We start from the raw sequence: 18,427 nt of genomic DNA, 5'->3' as shown, positions 1-18,427 counted from the left end.
GGCGAGACCGAAATTGGAGACGCTTCACTATCTCACGTTGGGTTTCCGCCAGGCACTGACTCCCGTGAACCTGCTCTGGCTCGGCGCGGGAGGGTTGCTGGGCACCATTGTCGGCATGTTGCCAGGGTTGGGACCAGCGACTGGCGTGGCGGTGCTGATACCGATAACGTATGGTATGAACCCTACGACAGCCCTGATCACGATGGCAGCGATCTACTATGGCGCGATGTTCGGCGGTTCACGGTCCTCGATCATGCTCAATATCCCTGGATGCTCCTCCGCCATTGCCACGTGCTTTGACGGCTACCCGATGACGCAGAACGGAGAAGCCGGCAAGGCGCTGGCTACGAGTGCCATAGCTTCTTTTGTGGGCGGTACGATCAGCACCGTGATGACGGTCTTCCTGACCCTGCCAGTGGCCAATGCCGCGCTCAAATTCGGCCCGGCGGAGATGTTCTCGGTCATGCTGTTCGCGCTCACAGCAACGGTAGCCCTATCCCAAGGGAGCATTGTGAAGGGTTTTGTGTCGATGTCAATTGGGTTCATGTTGAGCACCATCGGGATTGACGCCCAGACGGGCCTGCGCAGGTTCACTCTGGGGATTGGCGAGCTTCTGGACGGCGTGGACTTCCTAGTGGTGATGATAGGCCTCTACGCGGTTGCTGAAGTATTTCGAAACTACGCGGCGGTCGACAGGAAATATCAGATCAGCACCAGGAGCATCGGCAGAGTGGTGATGACCCGCGAGGACTTGAAGAAGTCTATCATGCCGATGCTGAGAAACAGCCCGCTCGGGTTCGTGGTGGGTGTGCTGCCTGGTATGGGCGGATCCATTGCCACTATGATGGCCTATGCGTTGGAGAAACAGCTAAGCAAGCATCCGGAACGTTTCGGCAGGGGGGCCATCGAGGGAGTGGCAGCGCCCGAAGCGGCGAACAACGCTGCCTCTTCCGGCGCCATGGTCCCGCTGCTCACCATGGGCATCCCCGGTTCCGGCACCACGGCGGTGATGCTGGGAGCGCTCATGATGCTCGGAGTCCGGCCAGGTCCGCTCCTGTTTCAGCAGCACCCCGAAATCGCCTGGGGAGTGATCGCGTCAATGATCCTCGGCAACCTCATTCTGCTCGTGATCAACTTGCCGCTGGTAGTGCCCTTGGTGAAGCTTCTGAACATCCCCCAACGCATACTGATGCCGATCATCCTGGGCTTGGCTTTCACAGGTACTTACCCCATCAACTACAGCACGTTTGACTTCCTGCTGCTGTCGCTGTTTGGACTAGTGGGTTACGCCATGTCCAAGTTGGACATCCCCATTCCCCCGCTGGTGCTCGCTCTGATCCTCGGTTCAAACACAGAGCAGTCACTCAGGAGGGCACTGACGATCTCCAACGGCAACCCAATGACGTTCTTCGAGAAACCGATTTCGTTTGCGTTCATCATTCTGGCGGTGCTGTCGCTGGTCTATTCGTTCATGAGGGAAGCCAAGAGCAGGCGAGCGAGGGCTGCCGCCGCATGAACTGCGCCGCCCTCGCGAAGGCTATCCCGTCAGAAGGAGCGAGGAATGGAATGGGCAAGAAGATTGTGGTTGAAAGAGGCGTGCTGAAAGTCCCGGACAATCCTGTGATCCCGTTCATCGAAGGAGATGGAACGGGCCCAGATATCTGGTTTGCGACGCGCAAAGTAGTCGACGCAGCTGTAAAGAGAGCCTATGGGCTGTCAAAGTGGATAGAATGGAAGGAGATACTTGCCGGCGAGAAAGCCCTCAAGACTGTCGGCGAGTGGCTGCCGCAAACGACTCTGGATACCATCAAGGAGCATTGCGTAGCCATCAAAGGGCCGCTGACAACGCCAGTGGGCGGGGGGTTCCGCAGCCTCAATGTGGCCATCCGCCAGGCACTCGATCTATATGCCTGTATCCGTCCTGTGCGATGGTTCGAGGGGGTACCGAGCCCCGTCCGGCACCCTGAGATGGTTAACGTGGTTGTCTTCCGGGAGAACACTGAGGACACCTACGCCGGTCTTGAATGGAGCGCGGGCAGTGCGGAGGCCCTGCGTCTCAGGAAGTTCTTGATAGAAGAAATGGGGTGCAGCGTCCCAGAAGATGCCGGCCTTGGCATCAAGCCCATAAGCAGAACTGCTACCAGGCGGATCATGCGGAAAGCCCTCAATTACGCCCTGGACGGTGGACAGCAGGTTGTCACCATTGTGCACAAGGGCAACATCATGAAGTACACCGAGGGCGGTTTCCGTCAATGGTGCTATGAGCTGGCCCAGGACGAATTCGGGGACGTTGTCGTGACCGAGGAAGAGCTTGTCCTTTCAGGTTCAGGGCTGCCTGACGGCAAGATTCTCGTCAATGACAGGATTGCCGATAATATGTTCCAGCAGGTGCTAACCCGGATCGGCGAATACAAGGTCCTCGTAATGCCCAACCTGAACGGGGACTATTTCTCGGATGCCCTCGCGGCTCAGGTGGGAGGCCTCGGTATGGCGCCGGGCGCGAATGTCGGTGATCACGTGGCCGTCTTCGAAGCAACGCACGGCACCGCTCCCAAGTATGCAGGGCAGGATAAGGTCAATCCGGGATCCTTGATCCTGTCAGCATCCATGATGCTCGAGTACATGGGGTGGCAAGAGGCGGCTCGTGTCATCGTTCGATCCTTGGCGATGACAATCAGGCAGAAGAAGGTCACTTATGACCTGGCCAGGCAGATGGAAGGCGCGCATGAGCTGAAAACGTCGGAATTTACGGACGCAGTGGTGGAGAACATGGGCTGATCCGGGGAATGACCATACAGTGAGCTGAACAAAGCCCAAGAAGGAGACGAGCCTGCGAACGGCGAAGCACGCAGGCGCGGTGAAGGTTGATTCGTCCCAACGCTCAAGACACGCTGCAAAGGACGGGAGGGCAACAGATCATTGGAGCCATCGGACATACGGGAAATCGACGTGTCGGAGATCGCACGGGTGGTGAAGAGGCTCTGCATCAGCGCGAACTGCAATCTCCCTGCGGAGAATCTCCAGCGCATCGAAGAAGCGACAGATCAGGAGGAATCGCCTGTCGGCCGGGAGGTCTTACAGAAGATCCTAGCAAACCACAGGATGGCAGCTCGCGGCGGGATCCCCGCCTGTCAGGATACCGGGGTCGCTGTCATATTCCTCGAAGTGGGGCAAGACGTTCATTTCGTCGGCGGGGGCCTGACGGAAGCCGTCAACGAAGGTGTGAGGCTGGGATACCAGGAGGGGTACCTTCGCAAATCGCTTGTATCGGATCCTCTCTTCGAGCGCAAGAACACGGGGGATAACACCCCTGCGATGATACATACAGAGATCGTCCCCGGTCGGGAAGTCAGAATCACGGTCGCCCCGAAGGGTGGCGGCGCAGAGAACATGAGCGCTGTAGCGATGCTCACTCCCGCCGCGGGCGTGGATGGAGTCAAACGCTTTGTCGTGGATCAGGTCAGGAGGGCCGGACCGAATCCATGCCCCCCGATTGTGGTGGGAGTCGGCATAGGCGGCACGTTCGACATGGTGACTCTCCTGGCAAAGCGCGCTCTCGTGCGCCCCATGGGCAGTCACAACCCGGATCCGGCCTACGCCGCCCTAGAAGACGAGCTTCTCGTGGAGATCAACAAGCTCGGCATCGGCCCGCAAGGCTTGGGTGGACGGATCACTGCTCTTGCAGTGCACATCGAAGCGTTGCCGTGCCACATCGCAAGCCTGCCGGTGGCTGTCAACATAAACTGCCACGTATCACCGCACGAGACCGCTGTGATCTGAGAAGAACCGTCCGGCCGGCCTGCCGCACGTTGAGGAAGGGGCTGCGAAATGTGGTCAAGAGGATAGTCACTCCGCTTGTCTATGACACAGTGAGGCAACTCAGAACGGGCGATGAGGTCAGCATCTCAGGGGTCATATATACCGCGAGGGACGCCGCCCACAAGAGGCTCGTCGCCCTGATAAGGGAAGGGCATGAGTTGCCGTTCGATCTTGCCGGCCAGATCATATACTACGTGGGTCCGACTCCCGCGCAGCCCGGACGGCCGATAGGGTCCGCAGGTCCCACCACCAGCGGGCGCATGGACCCTTATGCGCCGATCCTGATGGAGTACGGTCTCCGGGGAATGATCGGCAAAGGCTCGCGCTCCACCGAGGTTCGGGAGGCTATGAAGAAGTTCGGGGCCGTTTACTTCGCCGCCATCGGGGGAGCCGGCGCGCTGCTCGCAGAGCGAATCGTGTCGGCTGAGGTAGTGGCCTACGAGGACCTCGGGACTGAGGCTATCAGGAGACTCCACGTCGAGGATTTCCCGGTGTTCGTGGTGAACGACATCTATGGGGGAGACCTCTACGAGGAAGGTGTCCGCGCGTACAGAATCCAGTGACTGAGCTGGCGGGTTGTAGTCTTTCGAAGGGTCGGTCCGTGGAATCGGAGCCGGCCCTGTTTTGGCTGTGATTCAATTCTCGCACCTTCTCGATACCCTCCTGCCATGATATTCTTGCACTGGTGTCAACATGCAGGCACATGGAGGGAATAGCATGTCCCGAATTGCCATAGTAACAGACAGCACCTGCGACCTCCCGGCCGAACTCGCCCAAGCCCACGGGATAACTGTAATCCCGGACTACGTGCGCTTCGGCGAGGAGGTCTTCCGCGACCAGGTCGACTTGTCCACGGCAGAGTTCTTCAAGAGGTTACGCGATTCAAGGGAGTGTCCGAAGACTTCGCAGCCGACTCCGGCGGAATTCGCCCAGGTTTACCAGGGCCTTCTCCAACACAACGACTACGTATTCTCCATACATCTGGCCTCGAAGTTGAGCGGGGTATGCGCCAGCGCGGCCTTGGGCGCCCAGCTAGTCGGCACAAACGTCGTAGAAGTGGTAGATAGTGGATGGGTCTCGATGGGGCTGGGATTCGCCGTCCTCGAGGCGGCGGAGGCGGCGAACGCTCGGAGGAGCGTCGATGAAGTCCGGGACGCCATCAGGCATGCCGTTGCCTCCATGAGGCTGTTGTTCACCATCGACAACCTGGCCTACCTCGAAAAGAGTGGGCGAATCGGTCGGGCGTCGGTTTTCCTCGGGACCCTTCTTGGCATCAAGCCGGTGATCACCATTGAAAACGCGGAGGTTCTGCCGGTGGAGCGGGTCCGCGGGGCGTCGCGACTACTTCCCAGGGTCCTGGATCTGATGAGCCAAACGACTCCTCCGAATGTTCCGATCCGCGCGGCGGTGATCCACGCGGACGCGCTCAAGCAGGCGGCGGAGTGGGAGGCGGCGGTGCGATCGCGTTTCTCCTGTGAAGAGTTGATCACCTGTGAGTGTAATACCATCATCGGCTCCTACGCCGGCCCTGGGTCAATCGGGGTGGCGTGGTATCCAACGCGGCGTTTCTGATGTCCAGCAGGGCCTCTGAGTCCGACGAAAGGCGCCTGATGCCCGGCGGGGGGCTCTGACGGCACCGCAGCCGTCACAGGAGGTGCAGAAGTGGTTCATTTCGATTACTCTCAGCCCTACCCGTCCCGGCGCTCGCCTGTAATGGGAATGCGCGGCGTGGTTGCGACCAGCCATCCCCTCGCGGCTCAGGCGGGCTTGAGAATGCTCATGTCAGGTGGAAACGCGGTGGACGCCGCGCTTGCCGCCGCCGCCGCGCTTGTGGTCCTCGAACCGACCTCGAACGGGCTGGGAGGCGACGCGTTTGCCCTCGTATGGGATGGGCAGCTCTATGGCCTGAATGCCTCCGGCCGAGCTCCAATGAGCCTTTCCGCGGAGGGTCTACGGAGCGAAGGCTATGCCTCGATCCCGACGGAGGGCTGGCTGCCTGTGACCGTGCCCGGAGCCGTCTCCGCGTGGTCCGCCCTGTCTCGTAGGTTCGGAACAATGCCCCTCTCTGAGGTGCTCCGCCCTGCGGTGGAGTACGCCGAGAGGGGCGCCCCCGTTCCCCCCGTGATCGCGGGCCACTGGAGAGCTGCAGAGAAGCGATTCGGGACGCTCCCCGACTTCGCCCGCGCCTTCCTCCCGCACGGGCGCGCGCCCGCACCAGGGGAGATCTTCTCTTGTGCTGATCTCGCTCGGTCTCTCCGGTTGATCGGCGAGACCGGGGGCGAGGCTTTCTACAGGGGCGCTCTCGCGGATGCTGTCGCATCCCACGCCGAGCGAACGGGCGGGTACATCACCCGCGAGGATTTGGCGTCACACGCTCCTGAGTGGGTCGATCCCATCTCTACATCCTATCGGGGTTATGAGGTGTTTGAGATCCCCCCGAATGGCCAAGGTCTCGTTGCCCTGATTGCCCTCAACATACTCGAGGGTTATGATATGGGGAGAATCCCCCAGCTCTCGGCGGACTCGCTTCATCTGGTCATTGAGGCGTTGAGGCTTGCTCTCGCAGATGGCCACGCCCACATTGCTGACCCGAGGTCTGCCCCGGTTCCCATCGCCCAACTCCTTTCTAAGACTCACGCAGCGCACCGACGGGAGACAATACATCCCAGACGTGCAGGTGGCGAGGCGTGTTCAGGGCTTCCGGGTCCCGGTGACACAGTCTACTTGTGCGCCGCGGATGAAAGTGGCGTGATGGTATCGTATATCCAGTCGAACTACATGGGCTTTGGGTCCGGCATCGTCGTGCCAGGCACGGGGATCTCTCTGCAGAACCGCGGCGCGGGGTTCTCTCTGGCTCCAGGGCACCCTAACGAGCTTGCGCCGGGGAAGAGGCCTTTCCACACCATTATCCCCGGTTTCCTTATGTACAGAGGAACACCGGTCGCGGCTTTCGGGGTTATGGGTGGAGATATGCAGCCTCAAGGGCATGTGCAGGTAGTATCGGGGATTGTGGACCACGGTCTGAACCCCCAGTCCTCTGTCGACTGCCCTAGAATCCGAGTGATGGGCGGAGGTGTGGTTGCCGTGGAGTCGGGGATAGGCGCGGAGACTGCCCGCGAACTTGCACAGATGGGACATTCGGTCCGGGTGGAGGCGGAAATGGCTGGATTCGGCGGCGCCCAGATTATTTGGCGCGACCCTGATACGGGAGTTATGATCGCCGGAAGCGAACCCCGGAAGGATGGGTATCCGGCCGCGTTTTGACCAAGGTTCGAGAAGCGCGCTGGCGCGCAGGGGAGGTTTTCGACATGGGACGCCCGAACGCATTCACCATGGTGATGGGAATTGTAATCGCGGTGATCGGAATCGTGTTGCTTCTGAACAACTTCGGCGCGACCAGGATCGATGTCGGTGAGTTCATCGAATCTTACTGGCCGTTGATCCTGGTGCTCTGGGGTCTCAGTGTGATCCTGCAACCGCGCGAGGAGAGGGGTGGAGGCGATGTTGGCGCCTGGATCGTGCTGATAATAGGGCTTCTGCTCCTCGGACGCACGACTGGCTTCTACCGTTTCGATCTCCGCTGGGTATGGGGAGTGTTCTGGCCGGTTGTGATCATACTGATAGGTCTGAACTTGCTTCGCTCCAGCACCACCCGAGGGGACACGAGGTGGGGCGTGATGAGTGTCACCGAGCTCAAGAACGACGGCTGGGAGCTGAAAGACGGCGCCTACGTTGCCTTCATGGGCGGCGTCAACATGGACCTGACGGTGGCTGACATACCCGACCGGGAAGTGTTTCTCGACCTCACTGCGGTCATGGGCGGCATGGACATCAAGGCGCCGAGGGACCTCGCCATTGAGTGCGAGGGCACGGCGGTCCTAGGCGGGGTCGATTTCTTCCGAGAGAGCACAGGCGGGGTCATCTCCAGCCGGAGATTCAGCCAACGCGGACCTGAGGGGTCTCCGAAGAAGGTCATCATCAGGTGCAGGGCGATCATGGGAGGTATAGAGATCAAGGGAGACTGAGCCCGGGACGGCCCGGCTGAAAGAACCTGAGCAGGACGACGGCAGAAGAGGGCAGAGGGCGAGACGCGAAGTCCGGACCCTGCCCTCTTCGCGTGTTTTGTTGGCCAAATTACCTTCAACATGTATTGTAGGGTTTCTCAACAAATTTTGTTGTATATCTGCAGGGAATTCAGTTTGTGCGTTGAATATCTGCGACGACGGACGGAAGGTGGTGAACAACCATGGAGTCCGAGACAAGGAATCCAGTTCTCGAGGCGCTCATCACAGTCGCCAGGGGTGTGGCCCAGACCTTTGGCCCCAGTTGTGAAGTGGTGGTTCACGACTTGAGCCGGCCCAAGACATCGGTGATTGCCGTGTTCAACGATACGGTCACAGGCCGGAAGGTGGGCGAGGGCATAAGGGACTTGGTATGGAAGGTCCTGCGCTCGCCGGACTTCAACGAGGACATGCTCGTCAACTACCGCACCATCACGCCCGAGGGGAAAGTCGTGAAATCCACGACCATTGTAATCAGGGACAGCGAGCGTGATGTGGTTGGGGCGGTCTGCATCAACTTCGATCTATCCACGTTCGTCACAGCCAAGCGCTTTTTCGAGGACTTCACGCGCTTGAACGATCTCGCCCCTCCCTCCGACAAGGTTGTCGAAGTTGCGAACGCGGACGTGCTCGATATTCTCGGGCACCTGATCTCGAAGACCATTGAGGAAAGCGCCAAATCAGTCGAGCAGATGACCAAGGAAGACAAGATGCAGGTCGTGGGTTACCTCGACGAGAAGGGCGTCTTTCTCATTCGGGGCGCGGTGGACTGGGTTGCAAGCCGGCTCGGTGTGTCCAGATACACCGTGTACAGTTACCTCGAAATGGCGAGGGCTGCGCGGGGGATGAAGCGAGGTGGGGACAGGGAAGCGGCGGAGCCCTATGAGGTGTGATCTGCATCACCATCGAAGCATCATCAGGGAGGCGGTTTTTTGGCAACACAGCAGCAGAGGACGGAGATCATGAGCCCCTCGGTCGCCCGGTCATCAAGTCCCTTGTCACAGGGGATCAGATTCGGGAACCTGTTGTTTCTCTCCGGGCAACTTGGCCGGGACCCGGCAACGGGTAAGCTCGAGGCGGGGTTCGAGGCTCAGGCCAGACGGACCATGACCAACCTCAGGGATCTGCTGGAGTCGGCGGGTTCCTCCATGGACATGGTGCTCAAGACCACGGTCTTCGTCACAGACCTGGCACGGGTTGGGGAACTGAACTCCATCTACCGCGAATTCTTCAACAATCCCCTGCCCGCGAGATCCTGCGTGGAGGTCTCAGCCCTAGCCGGCGGGGCTGAGGTGGAGATCGAGCTCATCGCTGCGTGCCCGGAAGACTAGAGACGGAGGTAGTGCAAGTGGCGCGAGTCGTTGCGGAGTATGTGGACCGCCTAGTGAACACGGAGATGAGGGTCCAGGGTGGGCTGCCCAGAGGCGTGACTCACCAGCTCTACGACGCCGCCCGGAAGAAACAAGGCGAGCCCCTCACTTACCTGGCGGCCAAGACCTTGATCGATGCGATCAAGCCTGGTGACCGAGTGATAATTGCAACTGGGGCCGGGGTTCCGCCGTGGCTTCCTAAGGGCGAGACGGATGGCCCTACGGGAGCGGCGTCGCTCGCACGGGCCCTTGACTTGGGCCTCGGCGCGAAGCCGATAGTGGTCGCTGAGGAGAGGTGCCTTGCGCCGGTCGTGGCGGCGTTGGAGGCTGCAGCGATCACTGTCGTAGATGAGAAGATGTTCGAGGAGAGGTCGCATGTGGCTCTCGCTATCCCGTACCCTCTGGGTGAGGTGGCGGGCGACGAAACCGCTCGGGATCTGATGGAGAAGTTCCAGCCCAAGGCTGTCATCACCGTGGAGAAACACGGGCCGAGCGCGAGCGGCAGGTACCACAGCATCATGGGTGTAGGGAGGAGCCCTGACGTTGTCGCGAATGTCAAGTTCCTCGTGGAGCGGGCGATGGCAGCAGGGGTGCCCACGGTGGGAATTGGCGACGGTGGGAACGAGATCGGATTCGGGCTGATTCACGAGGATGTGAAGAGAATCCAGAAGTACGGGGCGAAGTGCCAGTGCCCTTGCGGCGCAGGCATCGCAACTGTCACAGGGGCGGACGTCCTAGTCGCTGCGGCCATATCAAACTGGGGCGCATACGGCATTTCGGCCATGCTCGCGTTCATGCTCGAAAACAAGAGAGTACTGCAGGACAATGAAACAGAGTACCGGATGCTTGATGCTTGTGTCAGGGCAGGGGCCATGGACGGGCTCTATACGAGCCAGTGCATGTACGTGGACGGGACTTCTTCTGCAACTCAACTCGCTCTGATTACCATGCTCGGGGAGATAGTGGAGAACGGGTTGTCCTCACAGCCTAGGAACTGGTAAGGGCAACAGCGCTGTGCCACACCAGGAGACTCAGTATCAATCGATCATCATTGAGGAGGGATATCTGTGAAGGCAATTAGAATCGCGGTACTTGCCCTGCTCGTGCTGGCTTTGGCTTTTCCGGCGGCACTGTCCGCGGCGAACTGGAACTTCGTCATCGGGACCAGCACTCTCGGAGGCACCTACTACATCTTCGGCGCGCCATGGGCCAAAATCATCACAGACAAAGTCCCTAATGCCGTCGCCACGATCCAGGCCACAAACGGGCCGTCCGCCAATATCCAGCTGATGGAGAGAGGCGAGATGAAGCTGGCCTACGCATCTGCCGCCGCCGCCTACGAAGGGTGGAACGGACTCGGCTGGGCGAACGGCCGCAAGTACCAGAGGATGCGTGCCTTGTTCACCACGTATTCAAGCTACTTCGAAATGGTGACTTTGGCCAAGCTCCCCATCAACACCATCAGGGATCTCGAGGGCAAGAGGGTACACATGTCGATGCCGGGCGGCACACCTGACATCGCGATGCGCTATGCCTTGGAGACTCTCGGAATCAAGCCGAAAGACCAGCTGTACCTGCAGACCGGGAACGCCATCGATCTGATGAAAGACGGCAAGCTAGACGTGGTCATATTCGTCATGGGCCTACCGACCTCCATGATCCTCGACCTCCAGTCGACACACAAGATCCGCATGGTAGACATAGACCCTGCCGACGTGGACGCGGTCACCAAGAAGTACCCTTACTTCTCCAAGGGCGTGATTCCGGCGAACACTTACGACAACCAGCCCAAGGACATTAACACCTTCGTGTTCTGGAACTACGCTATCGGCGATAAGGACCTCCCGGATGATCTTGTCTACCAAATCGTCAAGGCAGTGTTCGAGAACAAACACGAATTCGAGGCTGCAACCGCCGCAGGCAAGGAACTTGCTCCCGAGAATATCGTGCACTCGGTCATACCGCTCCACCCGGGTGCGGTCCGTTACTACCGCGAGAAAGGTATAGAGATCCCCGCTAACCTCCTGCCACCAGAAAGCAAGTAGCAGGGACCGATCAAGCCGGGGAACTAGGCAATGCGCGCGAGGGGCCCGGCCGTCTCGGACGAAAGGTCGGGCACCCTCCCTCAATCTGACAATTACAGGAGAGGACGTGGATTGCATGGGACGAACACCCGAGACGCTTGGAGACATTGCGACATCGGGTAAGAGGCACCTGCCCCGATGGCTCGGGGGGCTGGTGTTCACGCTCGCCATGTGCTACTCCGTATTCAACCTTGTAGTCCTCGTTTTCGTGCCCGTGGGGCCGTGGATCCACCTCCCGGTGAACCTTGCATTCGCCTCCGTCCTCACTCTCCTAGCCTATACGAGCCTATTGGAGAAGAGAAAGACGCTGGCCTGGGTGACGGACATCATCCTGGTGGCTGCGGCCATAGCATGTACATCATACTATGCACTGGAGTACAACCAGATGGTCTGGCGCATAGGCGCCTTTCCGACCACGCCTGACGTGGTGTTTGCCGCCATAACTATACTGGTCAGCCTTGAGATAACAAGGAGGGCGAGCGGATCCGCATTGGCCCTGGTGGGTATCGGATTCCTGGCTTATGGGCTGTTGGGGCAGCATATCCCGGGTTTCCTAGGGCACAGTGGTTTCGCTCTGGACCGGGTCATTACCTACATGTACAGCGATACCGGCATCTTTGGGACCGCGCTTTCGGCGGCCTCTTCCTACGTTTTTCTCTTCATCCTTTTCGGCGCCTTCCTTGAGAAGCTGGGCGGAGGACAGGTCTTCATAGACCTCGCGACCGGGGTTGCCGGCCACGCACGAGGTGGGCCTGCCAAGGTGGCTGTGCTCTCGAGTGCACTCTTTGGCACAATCTCCGGGAGTTCCGTGGCGAACGTCGCCGCCACCGGCGCGTTTACCATCCCGCTGATGAAGAGAATCGGCTACAAGCCCCATTTTGCGGGAGGGGTGGAGGCAGCTGCTTCGACAGGCGGGCAGATCATGCCTCCCGTGATGGGATCGACGGCGTTCATTCTTGCCGAGATCGTGGGAGTCTCCTATTCGGTCCTGGCCATCAAGGCCATGTTCCCTGCGATCCTGTACTTCCTTGCCGTGCTCATCATGGTCGACCTAGAGGCAATCAGGATGAATCTTCGTGGGATGCCCAGGGCGGAGCTGCCCGATCCCCTCAGGATTCTCCGGGACCGATGGGGATTCTTAGTCCCGATCGTGGTCATCTTCGTATCCCTCCTGGTCTTCAGGGTCAGCACATCGCGCGCGGCGGTCCTCGGTATCGTCACAACGCTCATCGGGCCGATGCTCACGCGAGGCGTGAAGCTCAGATGGAGATCCATTCCAGAGGCAGTCTCCAACGGGGCGATGGGCGTGCTCAACATCGTCGCCTCGTGTACCACGGCTGGGATCATAATCGGTGTTCTTGCCATGACCGGGCTCGGGCTCAAGATCGGAACGGTCCTCGTCAAGCTATCAGGCGGCAACCTGTTCCTGCTTCTGGTCGCGGCCATGGTACTCAGCATGATGCTGGGTATGGGATTGCCTACGGCCGCAGCATATATCATCGCAGCGTCGGTTGTAGGACCCGCGCTGACGCAAGCGGGCGTCCCCATGTTCACAGCGCACCTGTTCATCTTCTACTTCTCTCTGCTCGCTATGGTCACTCCTCCGGTGGCGCTGGCGTCCTATACCGCCGCAGGTATCGCGGGAGCGAGCCCCGCGAAAGTAGGTTGGGCGGGTCTGAAGCTCAGCATAGCTGCCTTCATAGTTCCGTACATGTTTGTCTACGGACCGGCGCTCATCCTGGAAGGCCCGGTCCTACAAGTGGCATACTCCCTGGTGACTGCTGTCATCGGTGTCATCCTTCTGGGAGCGGCTGTTGAAGGCCATGCGTACGTACTGGGGCGCCTCAACATGGCGCAGCGGGCGCTCTTGCTCGCGGCAGCCATAGTGACCATGCTGCCGGGTGCGCAGACGGACGCTGCGGGACTCGCGCTCGTGGCCATTGCGGTGGTCCTACGGGGTCGTGCGCCGGGGCAGCATGCTGCGGCAGCGCGGCCCGGCAGGCAGTAGGGGTGTGAGTGAACCGCATACTTGCAGGAACGGAGGTTCAACCATGTTACTGAACAAGACGAGGCTGGACAGCCTTCTGGCCCGGTCAGGTCTTGCGGCGATAATCGTGGCGAAGCCGGAGAACGCGATCTACATATCCGGATTTCACCCGATGGGCAGCAGATCAATTCGTGACAGACTCTCATATGTTGTCTATTTCAGCGACCCTGATGCGAGCCCAGTCGCCATCGTTCCATCCGCGGATCTCAGGCATACGCGCGAGCTCTCGTGGATACCTTCAGAAAACATCGTGGGCTACACTGAGTTCAAGACTGACAATGATTCCGGGCTGATCACGGACAAGTACAAGTACATCGCACAGGTGCTGCACGAGCGGGGTCTGGAATCTGGGACAATCGGAGTTGAACAGGGATTCCTTCCTGTAGATGTATTGGATAGAATCAGAGCCGTCGCCCCTTCCGCGTCCTTCAAGGACTGCACGGGCCTTCTGAAGAGTGCGCGTGCGGTCAAGATGGCCGAGGAGATCCGCCGCCTGAGGAGGGCGGAGGAAGCTACGGAGAAGGGATGCCGCAGGATGATCGAGCTCGCCGCGGCAGGACACACCGAGATACGGGTGGCGTCCGAAGGACGGGCAACGTCGCTCCTGGACGGCGCGGAGACCATAGGCTTCACAATGGTCGGCGGGGGCACGAGGTCCGCGTTCGTTCACAACAACCCCAGGGATGAGCGAATACGGCCGGGCGAGGTTTTCCGGTTCGACTTCGGTGCCATCTACGACGGGTACTGGGGAGACCTGGCAAGAACTTTCGTGTTTGGCAGGAAACCCACGGCGGAGCAGCAGAAGGTATACGACACGATCCTCAAAACACAGGAGACCGCGCTCGCAGCGCTCCGACCAGGAGCTACCGCAGATGAAGTCTACCGCAAAGCGGTGGAAGCCGGGCGGACGATCGATCCCTCTCTCCGCCGTGAGCACGTTGGGCATGGAGTAGGTCTTGAAGTCCACGAGGAACCGTTGCTCAGGGCGGGCAACGAAATGGTCATCGAGCCTGGCATGGTGATATGTGTCGAGGCCGGGAAGTATGTGCCCGACCTTGGCGGGTTTCAGGTCGAAGACACGGTCATCATAACCGAGACCGGTGTGGAAGTGCTGAGTTCCATGCCCAAGCAGCTATTCCAGCCGGGTGTGTAGGCCTCAACTCAAGCTGTGAAGACCGGAACAAAATCCTAGAGAATATTGAACAAATCGCGTCGAGCCTCGTCAAAACATATGTGAGTGAACCACATCCCATGGCCGGCGTCCCAAGACACCGGCCGTTCACATGCGGAGACTCACAGCTCGGCATTGCACCAACTGCAGCGGGGAGGAGTCGCACTATGAGATCTACAGGAATTGTCCGCAAAGTTGACACGCTGGGGCGCATTGTCATCCCGATGGACCTCAGGCGTAACCTCGAAATCGGGGAGAACGATCCAGTGGCGATCTACGTGGACGGGGAGAACGTCGTGCTCAAGAAGTTCAAGCCGTTCTGCACGTTCTGCGGGAGCACCGAGGATGTGCGGACGTTCAAGGACAAGCACGTATGCGCTAGCTGCCTCCAGCTGGCTAAGAACGTAAGCTGAGGATTGGCCAAGATGCCCAGATGAACAGGGCCGGCCTGAGCCCAATGTGAGCTAGGTCGGCCCGTTATCCTTGCTTGCGACTTGTTCACGGCGCCGGTGGCTGCGTTGGTCCGCTGCGCGCCGCCTACCCGCCTGACAACGGCATGAGGAAGGTCACCCGATCTCCATCGGCGAGAGGAGTGTCGGCGTTCGCGACCTGACCGTTCCTTAGGAAAGTCCCCATGTACCTGCGGCCTTCTCCTAAGAGCGCCCGGCGAAGGTCCTCTCCGTGGGCCGCGCATGCGGCCTGGACAGCGTCCTCAATCCTGGCTCCGTCCGGCAGCAAGATCTCCTCGCAGGGCTTGCCCGCCAGCCTTTCCAGTATCGAGAAGTACACGATCTCTACCTTCACTCTACTTGACCTCCGAGCCGAGTCCGAGCAAGCGAAGTTTCTCCGGGGTGGGGATGCCGTTTCTGTCCCATCCACGCAGTTCATAGTAGCGCGAGAGCTCCTCGTCGAATCCCTCCGGCACCTTTCCGGCTCTGAAGCCCTCGGTCGCCGGGCGGAACATCTTGGGAGGCATCCTATCATCTGCCCTGGAGATGCCGTCTGCCACATTTATAAGGCGCTGCAGATTGAAGACTCGCTCGCCCACCTCGAGGACTTGCTGCGGTGTGTAGTCGAACCCTGTGATGGCGTTCATGATGTCCGTTGTCTCGGTGAGGGTCATGTCGTTGAAGTGCATGAAGCAACAGACCACCATGGTCTCCATGGCCGCCGCGAAGTCCTGGAATTTGGCTGCTATGAAGCCCTTGCCCTCCATCTCGAATCTCACGGGCTTCTCGGCGATCCCCGCCTCCGGGAGGAGCATCCCACCCTCACACCCGTGCGGGAACCCGTGGAGATGACATGCCCCCCTCGGACTCGTGGCATAGTTTATGGCTAGGCTGTAGTAGGACCTGGGGTCATGTGCCGGAAAGTCCAGCCCCTTGACTTCGACTGTGAGAGCCTCCGCCTCGGGCCCGATGCCCCGAGCGGCATGGCGGATTCCCCGGGAGAATCTGCGTCCCCAACCCGTGGCGTTTCCTATCTCTGCGACCATGTGGACCAGGAACTCTCCGTTTCCCCAGACCGGCTCGGGTCCGGTCACGTCCTCCCTGGGAATCAGGCCTTTCTCGTAGCACTCCATTGTGAACCCGACGAACGCCCCCGCTGAGATGGTATCGATGCCGAGTCTGTTGCAGACCTCGTTAGCCTGGGCGACCGCGTACAAGTCGTCGACGAGGCAGTTCGAACCGAGGAGGGCTAGGCTCTCGTACTCTGCTCCCGCGGCCTCAATGCTTCCCCCGCTGCCGTCGGGGATCTGGACCAGCCGGTGACAGGCAACCGGGCACGCGCGGCACGGGTGAGGCTTGGCCTTGAGCACCTCGGTGAACCTCGGAGCCCCTATGCTGGCTGCGCCCTCCGGCCACGTATCCTGAGTCCAGTACTTGATCGGCAGATCTCCGACCGCCTCACAGCCTGTCACTATCCCAGCTGTGCCGTGTTTGCGCATCACGTCCTTGGCTGTATCATACAGCTTGCGGGATATGACTTTGTTGAGCTCAGCCAGGGCGTCACGGCGGGCGACTTCGACCCTCTCAGTTCCCCGGACTACCACGGCCTTGAGGCTCTTCGAGCCCATTACCGCACCTATCCCGCATCTGGCTGCGAAGCCGGCCCCGTCTGCCGCTATCACCGCTATGCCCACCATCTTCTCTCCCGCCGGGCCGATAGTGGCAACCGATGCCTTGTCGTCGCCTACCAGTTCTCTCGCGACGTTCATGGAGTCAACGGTGTCGAGACCCCAGAGCCTTCGTGCGCTCCTGATCTCGGCCTTTCCATCATGGATCCACAGGAATACAGGCTCAGGTGCGGCCCCAGTGATCTCAACCGCGTCGAACCCAGCCTGTTTCAGTTCGATGCCCCAGCCAGTCCCTCCGGTGGCAGATCCGAAAGTGCCAGTCAGTGGAGACTTGGATGCGACAACCCATTTCCCGCTTCCTGGGGCACTCGTGCCCTGATAGGGGCCTACGGCGAACACGACTGCGTTCTCAGGGGCAAGTGGATCGATCCCGGCGGGAACCTTGTCCCTGAGAAGCCTTGTGGCGATTCCGACACCGCCGAGGTAGGTTCGGTAGAAATCCTCGGATGGACGGTGTACGGAGACTGAACCGCGGGTGAGATCGACCTTCAGTATTTGTCCAGCATACCCTCGCAAACCGGATCCTCCCTTCTGGCTGCTGATCCGTTACAAGCCGTGAGCCTAGAGCACTCCTTCGAGCGCGATTGCGCGTATGGGGAAGGCGTCAAGCCCGACGATGGCTACCGGAAGTCCGATGAAGAAGAACCTCCGCTCCCGCAGCTGGTCGAGGTTGACCATGACCTCGATGAGGGGTATGTCCTTCGACATCAAGTAGTTGTGGGTGGCCATCGCCTCGAGCGGCTGGAAGAACTCCTCGATCTTGAATGTGGTATCAAGCCCAAGAAGCTTGATCTCGGTGTCCGCGAGCCACTTGGCCGCCCTCGCCGAGAGGTAGTTCATGTCCTCCCCGGTTTGCTTGGAGTTGCCCATGATGACTATGTCGCCTTTGCGGACGCCGAGCTTCTCGAGGAACTCCGGCGTAACTGCCTCCTTTGGTCCGAGAACAGACAGGTCAACGAAGATTGCCTCGCCCATCCATGCATCCGGTGGATAGTCGGCGATGTCCTTTGCCTTCACCCCGCGCAAGGGGGTGACGTAGTGGCACGGGGCCTCCACGTGCGTGCCGATGTGACTCATCGTGTCAATATCGTTCATGATTTCGCCTGCATATACCTGATAGGAGCGTATCTCGAGCCTTCTCTGCTCCTTGCCGGGATAGCACACCTTGGACAGGTCAACGATACGAGCATTCTTGAATGCAGTGAGGAAATCCATCAGTCTTCCACCTTTCTGTGAGATGCGTTGTCCAGAACGGGCTACTGCCCGCTGCCGCCTAGGTAGAGCTCTTTCACTGTATCGCTCCTCTTGAGCTCTGCTGCGGTCCCCTCCAGTTCCACAACGCCGCCTTCGAGCACGTATCCCCTGGAGGATATGGCGAGAGCCATGTTGGCATTCTGCTCCACGAGGAGAATCGTGGTCCCCGCCTCGTTGAGCTTCTTGATGGCCTCAAAGGTCCGCTCCACGAGTACGGGGGCCAACCCCATGGAGGGCTCATCCAGAACCAGCAGCTTCGGGCGAGACATCATTGCCCGGCCTATCGCGAGCATCTCCTGTTCACCCCCGGACAGGGTACCGCCGAGCTGCCCCGCCCTGTCTCGAAGGACGGGGAAGAGGTCGTAGACTCTATCTCTGCTCTCAACAACCTCTGCCCGGTTCCGCCGACGGACATAGGCGCCTAGTTCGAGGTTCTCCTCTACGGTCATCCGGGGGAATATGCGGCGGCCTTCCGGAACGCAGC

Annotated in this window: 18 protein-coding genes; 14 read left to right on the top strand and 4 right to left on the bottom strand. The window is 59.9% G+C overall.

Annotation, left to right across the window (positions count from 1 at the left end; genetic code table 11):
• Positions 1-13: 13 nt before the first annotated feature.
• From NUW23_07010 to NUW23_06945, 14 genes are all read left to right on the top strand, one after another.
• Positions 14-1,516 (top strand): tripartite tricarboxylate transporter permease, encoded by a 1,503-nt coding sequence (locus tag NUW23_07010; GenBank protein MCR4425929.1) that lies wholly within the window; start codon positions 14-16, stop codon positions 1,514-1,516.
• 50 nt (positions 1,517-1,566) lie between these two features.
• Positions 1,567-2,778, top strand: coding sequence for an isocitrate dehydrogenase (NADP(+)) (icd, locus tag NUW23_07005; GenBank protein ID MCR4425928.1), 1,212 nt, complete (start codon positions 1,567-1,569; stop codon positions 2,776-2,778).
• 156 nt (positions 2,779-2,934) lie between these two features.
• Positions 2,935-3,780 (top strand): fumarate hydratase, encoded by an 846-nt coding sequence (locus NUW23_07000; protein ID MCR4425927.1) that lies wholly within the window; start codon positions 2,935-2,937, stop codon positions 3,778-3,780.
• A 50-nt stretch (positions 3,781-3,830) separates the two neighbouring features.
• Positions 3,831-4,382, top strand: a complete 552-nt coding sequence (locus tag NUW23_06995; GenBank protein ID MCR4425926.1) for a Fe-S-containing hydro-lyase — start codon at positions 3,831-3,833, stop codon at positions 4,380-4,382.
• A 154-nt stretch (positions 4,383-4,536) separates the two neighbouring features.
• Positions 4,537-5,391 (top strand): DegV family protein, encoded by an 855-nt coding sequence (locus tag NUW23_06990; GenBank protein ID MCR4425925.1) that lies wholly within the window; start codon positions 4,537-4,539, stop codon positions 5,389-5,391.
• 141 nt (positions 5,392-5,532) lie between these two features.
• On the top strand, positions 5,533-7,083 hold the full coding sequence (locus NUW23_06985; protein MCR4425924.1) for a gamma-glutamyltransferase family protein: 1,551 nt from the start codon (positions 5,533-5,535) through the stop codon (positions 7,081-7,083).
• A 44-nt stretch (positions 7,084-7,127) separates the two neighbouring features.
• Positions 7,128-7,844 carry a cell wall-active antibiotics response protein gene (locus NUW23_06980; GenBank protein MCR4425923.1) on the top strand — a complete coding sequence of 239 codons (717 nt, stop codon included), beginning with the start codon at positions 7,128-7,130 and terminating at the stop codon, positions 7,842-7,844.
• 221 nt (positions 7,845-8,065) lie between these two features.
• Positions 8,066-8,773, top strand: coding sequence for a PAS domain-containing protein (locus NUW23_06975; GenBank protein ID MCR4425922.1), 708 nt, complete (start codon positions 8,066-8,068; stop codon positions 8,771-8,773).
• Between the two features lie 39 nt (positions 8,774-8,812).
• On the top strand, positions 8,813-9,211 hold the full coding sequence (locus tag NUW23_06970; protein MCR4425921.1) for a Rid family detoxifying hydrolase: 399 nt from the start codon (positions 8,813-8,815) through the stop codon (positions 9,209-9,211).
• Positions 9,212-9,228: 17 nt separating this feature from the next.
• On the top strand, positions 9,229-10,251 hold the full coding sequence (locus NUW23_06965; GenBank protein MCR4425920.1) for a DUF4392 domain-containing protein: 1,023 nt from the start codon (positions 9,229-9,231) through the stop codon (positions 10,249-10,251).
• A 66-nt stretch (positions 10,252-10,317) separates the two neighbouring features.
• Entirely contained in the window at positions 10,318-11,295 is a 978-nt protein-coding gene (locus NUW23_06960) for a TAXI family TRAP transporter solute-binding subunit (protein MCR4425919.1), read from the top strand.
• A 115-nt stretch (positions 11,296-11,410) separates the two neighbouring features.
• Positions 11,411-13,342, top strand: a complete 1,932-nt coding sequence (locus NUW23_06955; GenBank protein ID MCR4425918.1) for a TRAP transporter permease — start codon at positions 11,411-11,413, stop codon at positions 13,340-13,342.
• A 43-nt stretch (positions 13,343-13,385) separates the two neighbouring features.
• Positions 13,386-14,534 carry a Xaa-Pro peptidase family protein gene (locus NUW23_06950; GenBank protein ID MCR4425917.1) on the top strand — a complete coding sequence of 383 codons (1,149 nt, stop codon included), beginning with the start codon at positions 13,386-13,388 and terminating at the stop codon, positions 14,532-14,534.
• A 185-nt stretch (positions 14,535-14,719) separates the two neighbouring features.
• Positions 14,720-14,965 carry an AbrB/MazE/SpoVT family DNA-binding domain-containing protein gene (locus tag NUW23_06945; protein ID MCR4425916.1) on the top strand — a complete coding sequence of 82 codons (246 nt, stop codon included), beginning with the start codon at positions 14,720-14,722 and terminating at the stop codon, positions 14,963-14,965.
• 124 nt (positions 14,966-15,089) lie between these two features.
• Here the strand turns inward: NUW23_06945 and NUW23_06940 are convergent, their stop codons facing one another.
• From NUW23_06940 to NUW23_06925, 4 genes are all read right to left on the bottom strand, one after another.
• On the bottom strand, positions 15,090-15,356 hold the full coding sequence (locus tag NUW23_06940) for a MoaD/ThiS family protein (protein ID MCR4425915.1): 267 nt from the start codon (positions 15,354-15,356) through the stop codon (positions 15,090-15,092).
• A 1-nt stretch (position 15,357) separates the two neighbouring features.
• Positions 15,358-17,205: an aldehyde ferredoxin oxidoreductase family protein gene (locus NUW23_06935; protein MCR4425914.1), complete on the bottom strand. Its 1,848-nt coding sequence runs from the start codon at positions 17,203-17,205 to the stop codon at positions 15,358-15,360.
• Positions 17,206-17,250: 45 nt separating this feature from the next.
• Complete coding sequence (locus NUW23_06930) at positions 17,251-17,904, bottom strand: cyclase family protein (GenBank protein MCR4425913.1); 654 nt, start codon at positions 17,902-17,904, stop codon at positions 17,251-17,253.
• A 41-nt stretch (positions 17,905-17,945) separates the two neighbouring features.
• On the bottom strand, positions 17,946-18,427 hold a 482-nt coding region (locus NUW23_06925), incomplete at its 5' end, for an ATP-binding cassette domain-containing protein (GenBank protein MCR4425912.1).

Source organism: Bacillota bacterium, assembly GCA_024655925.1.
GTDB lineage: Bacteria > Bacillota > DTU025 > DTU025 > JANLFS01 > JANLFS01.
This window is presented reverse-complemented; position numbering and strand designations above follow the sequence as displayed.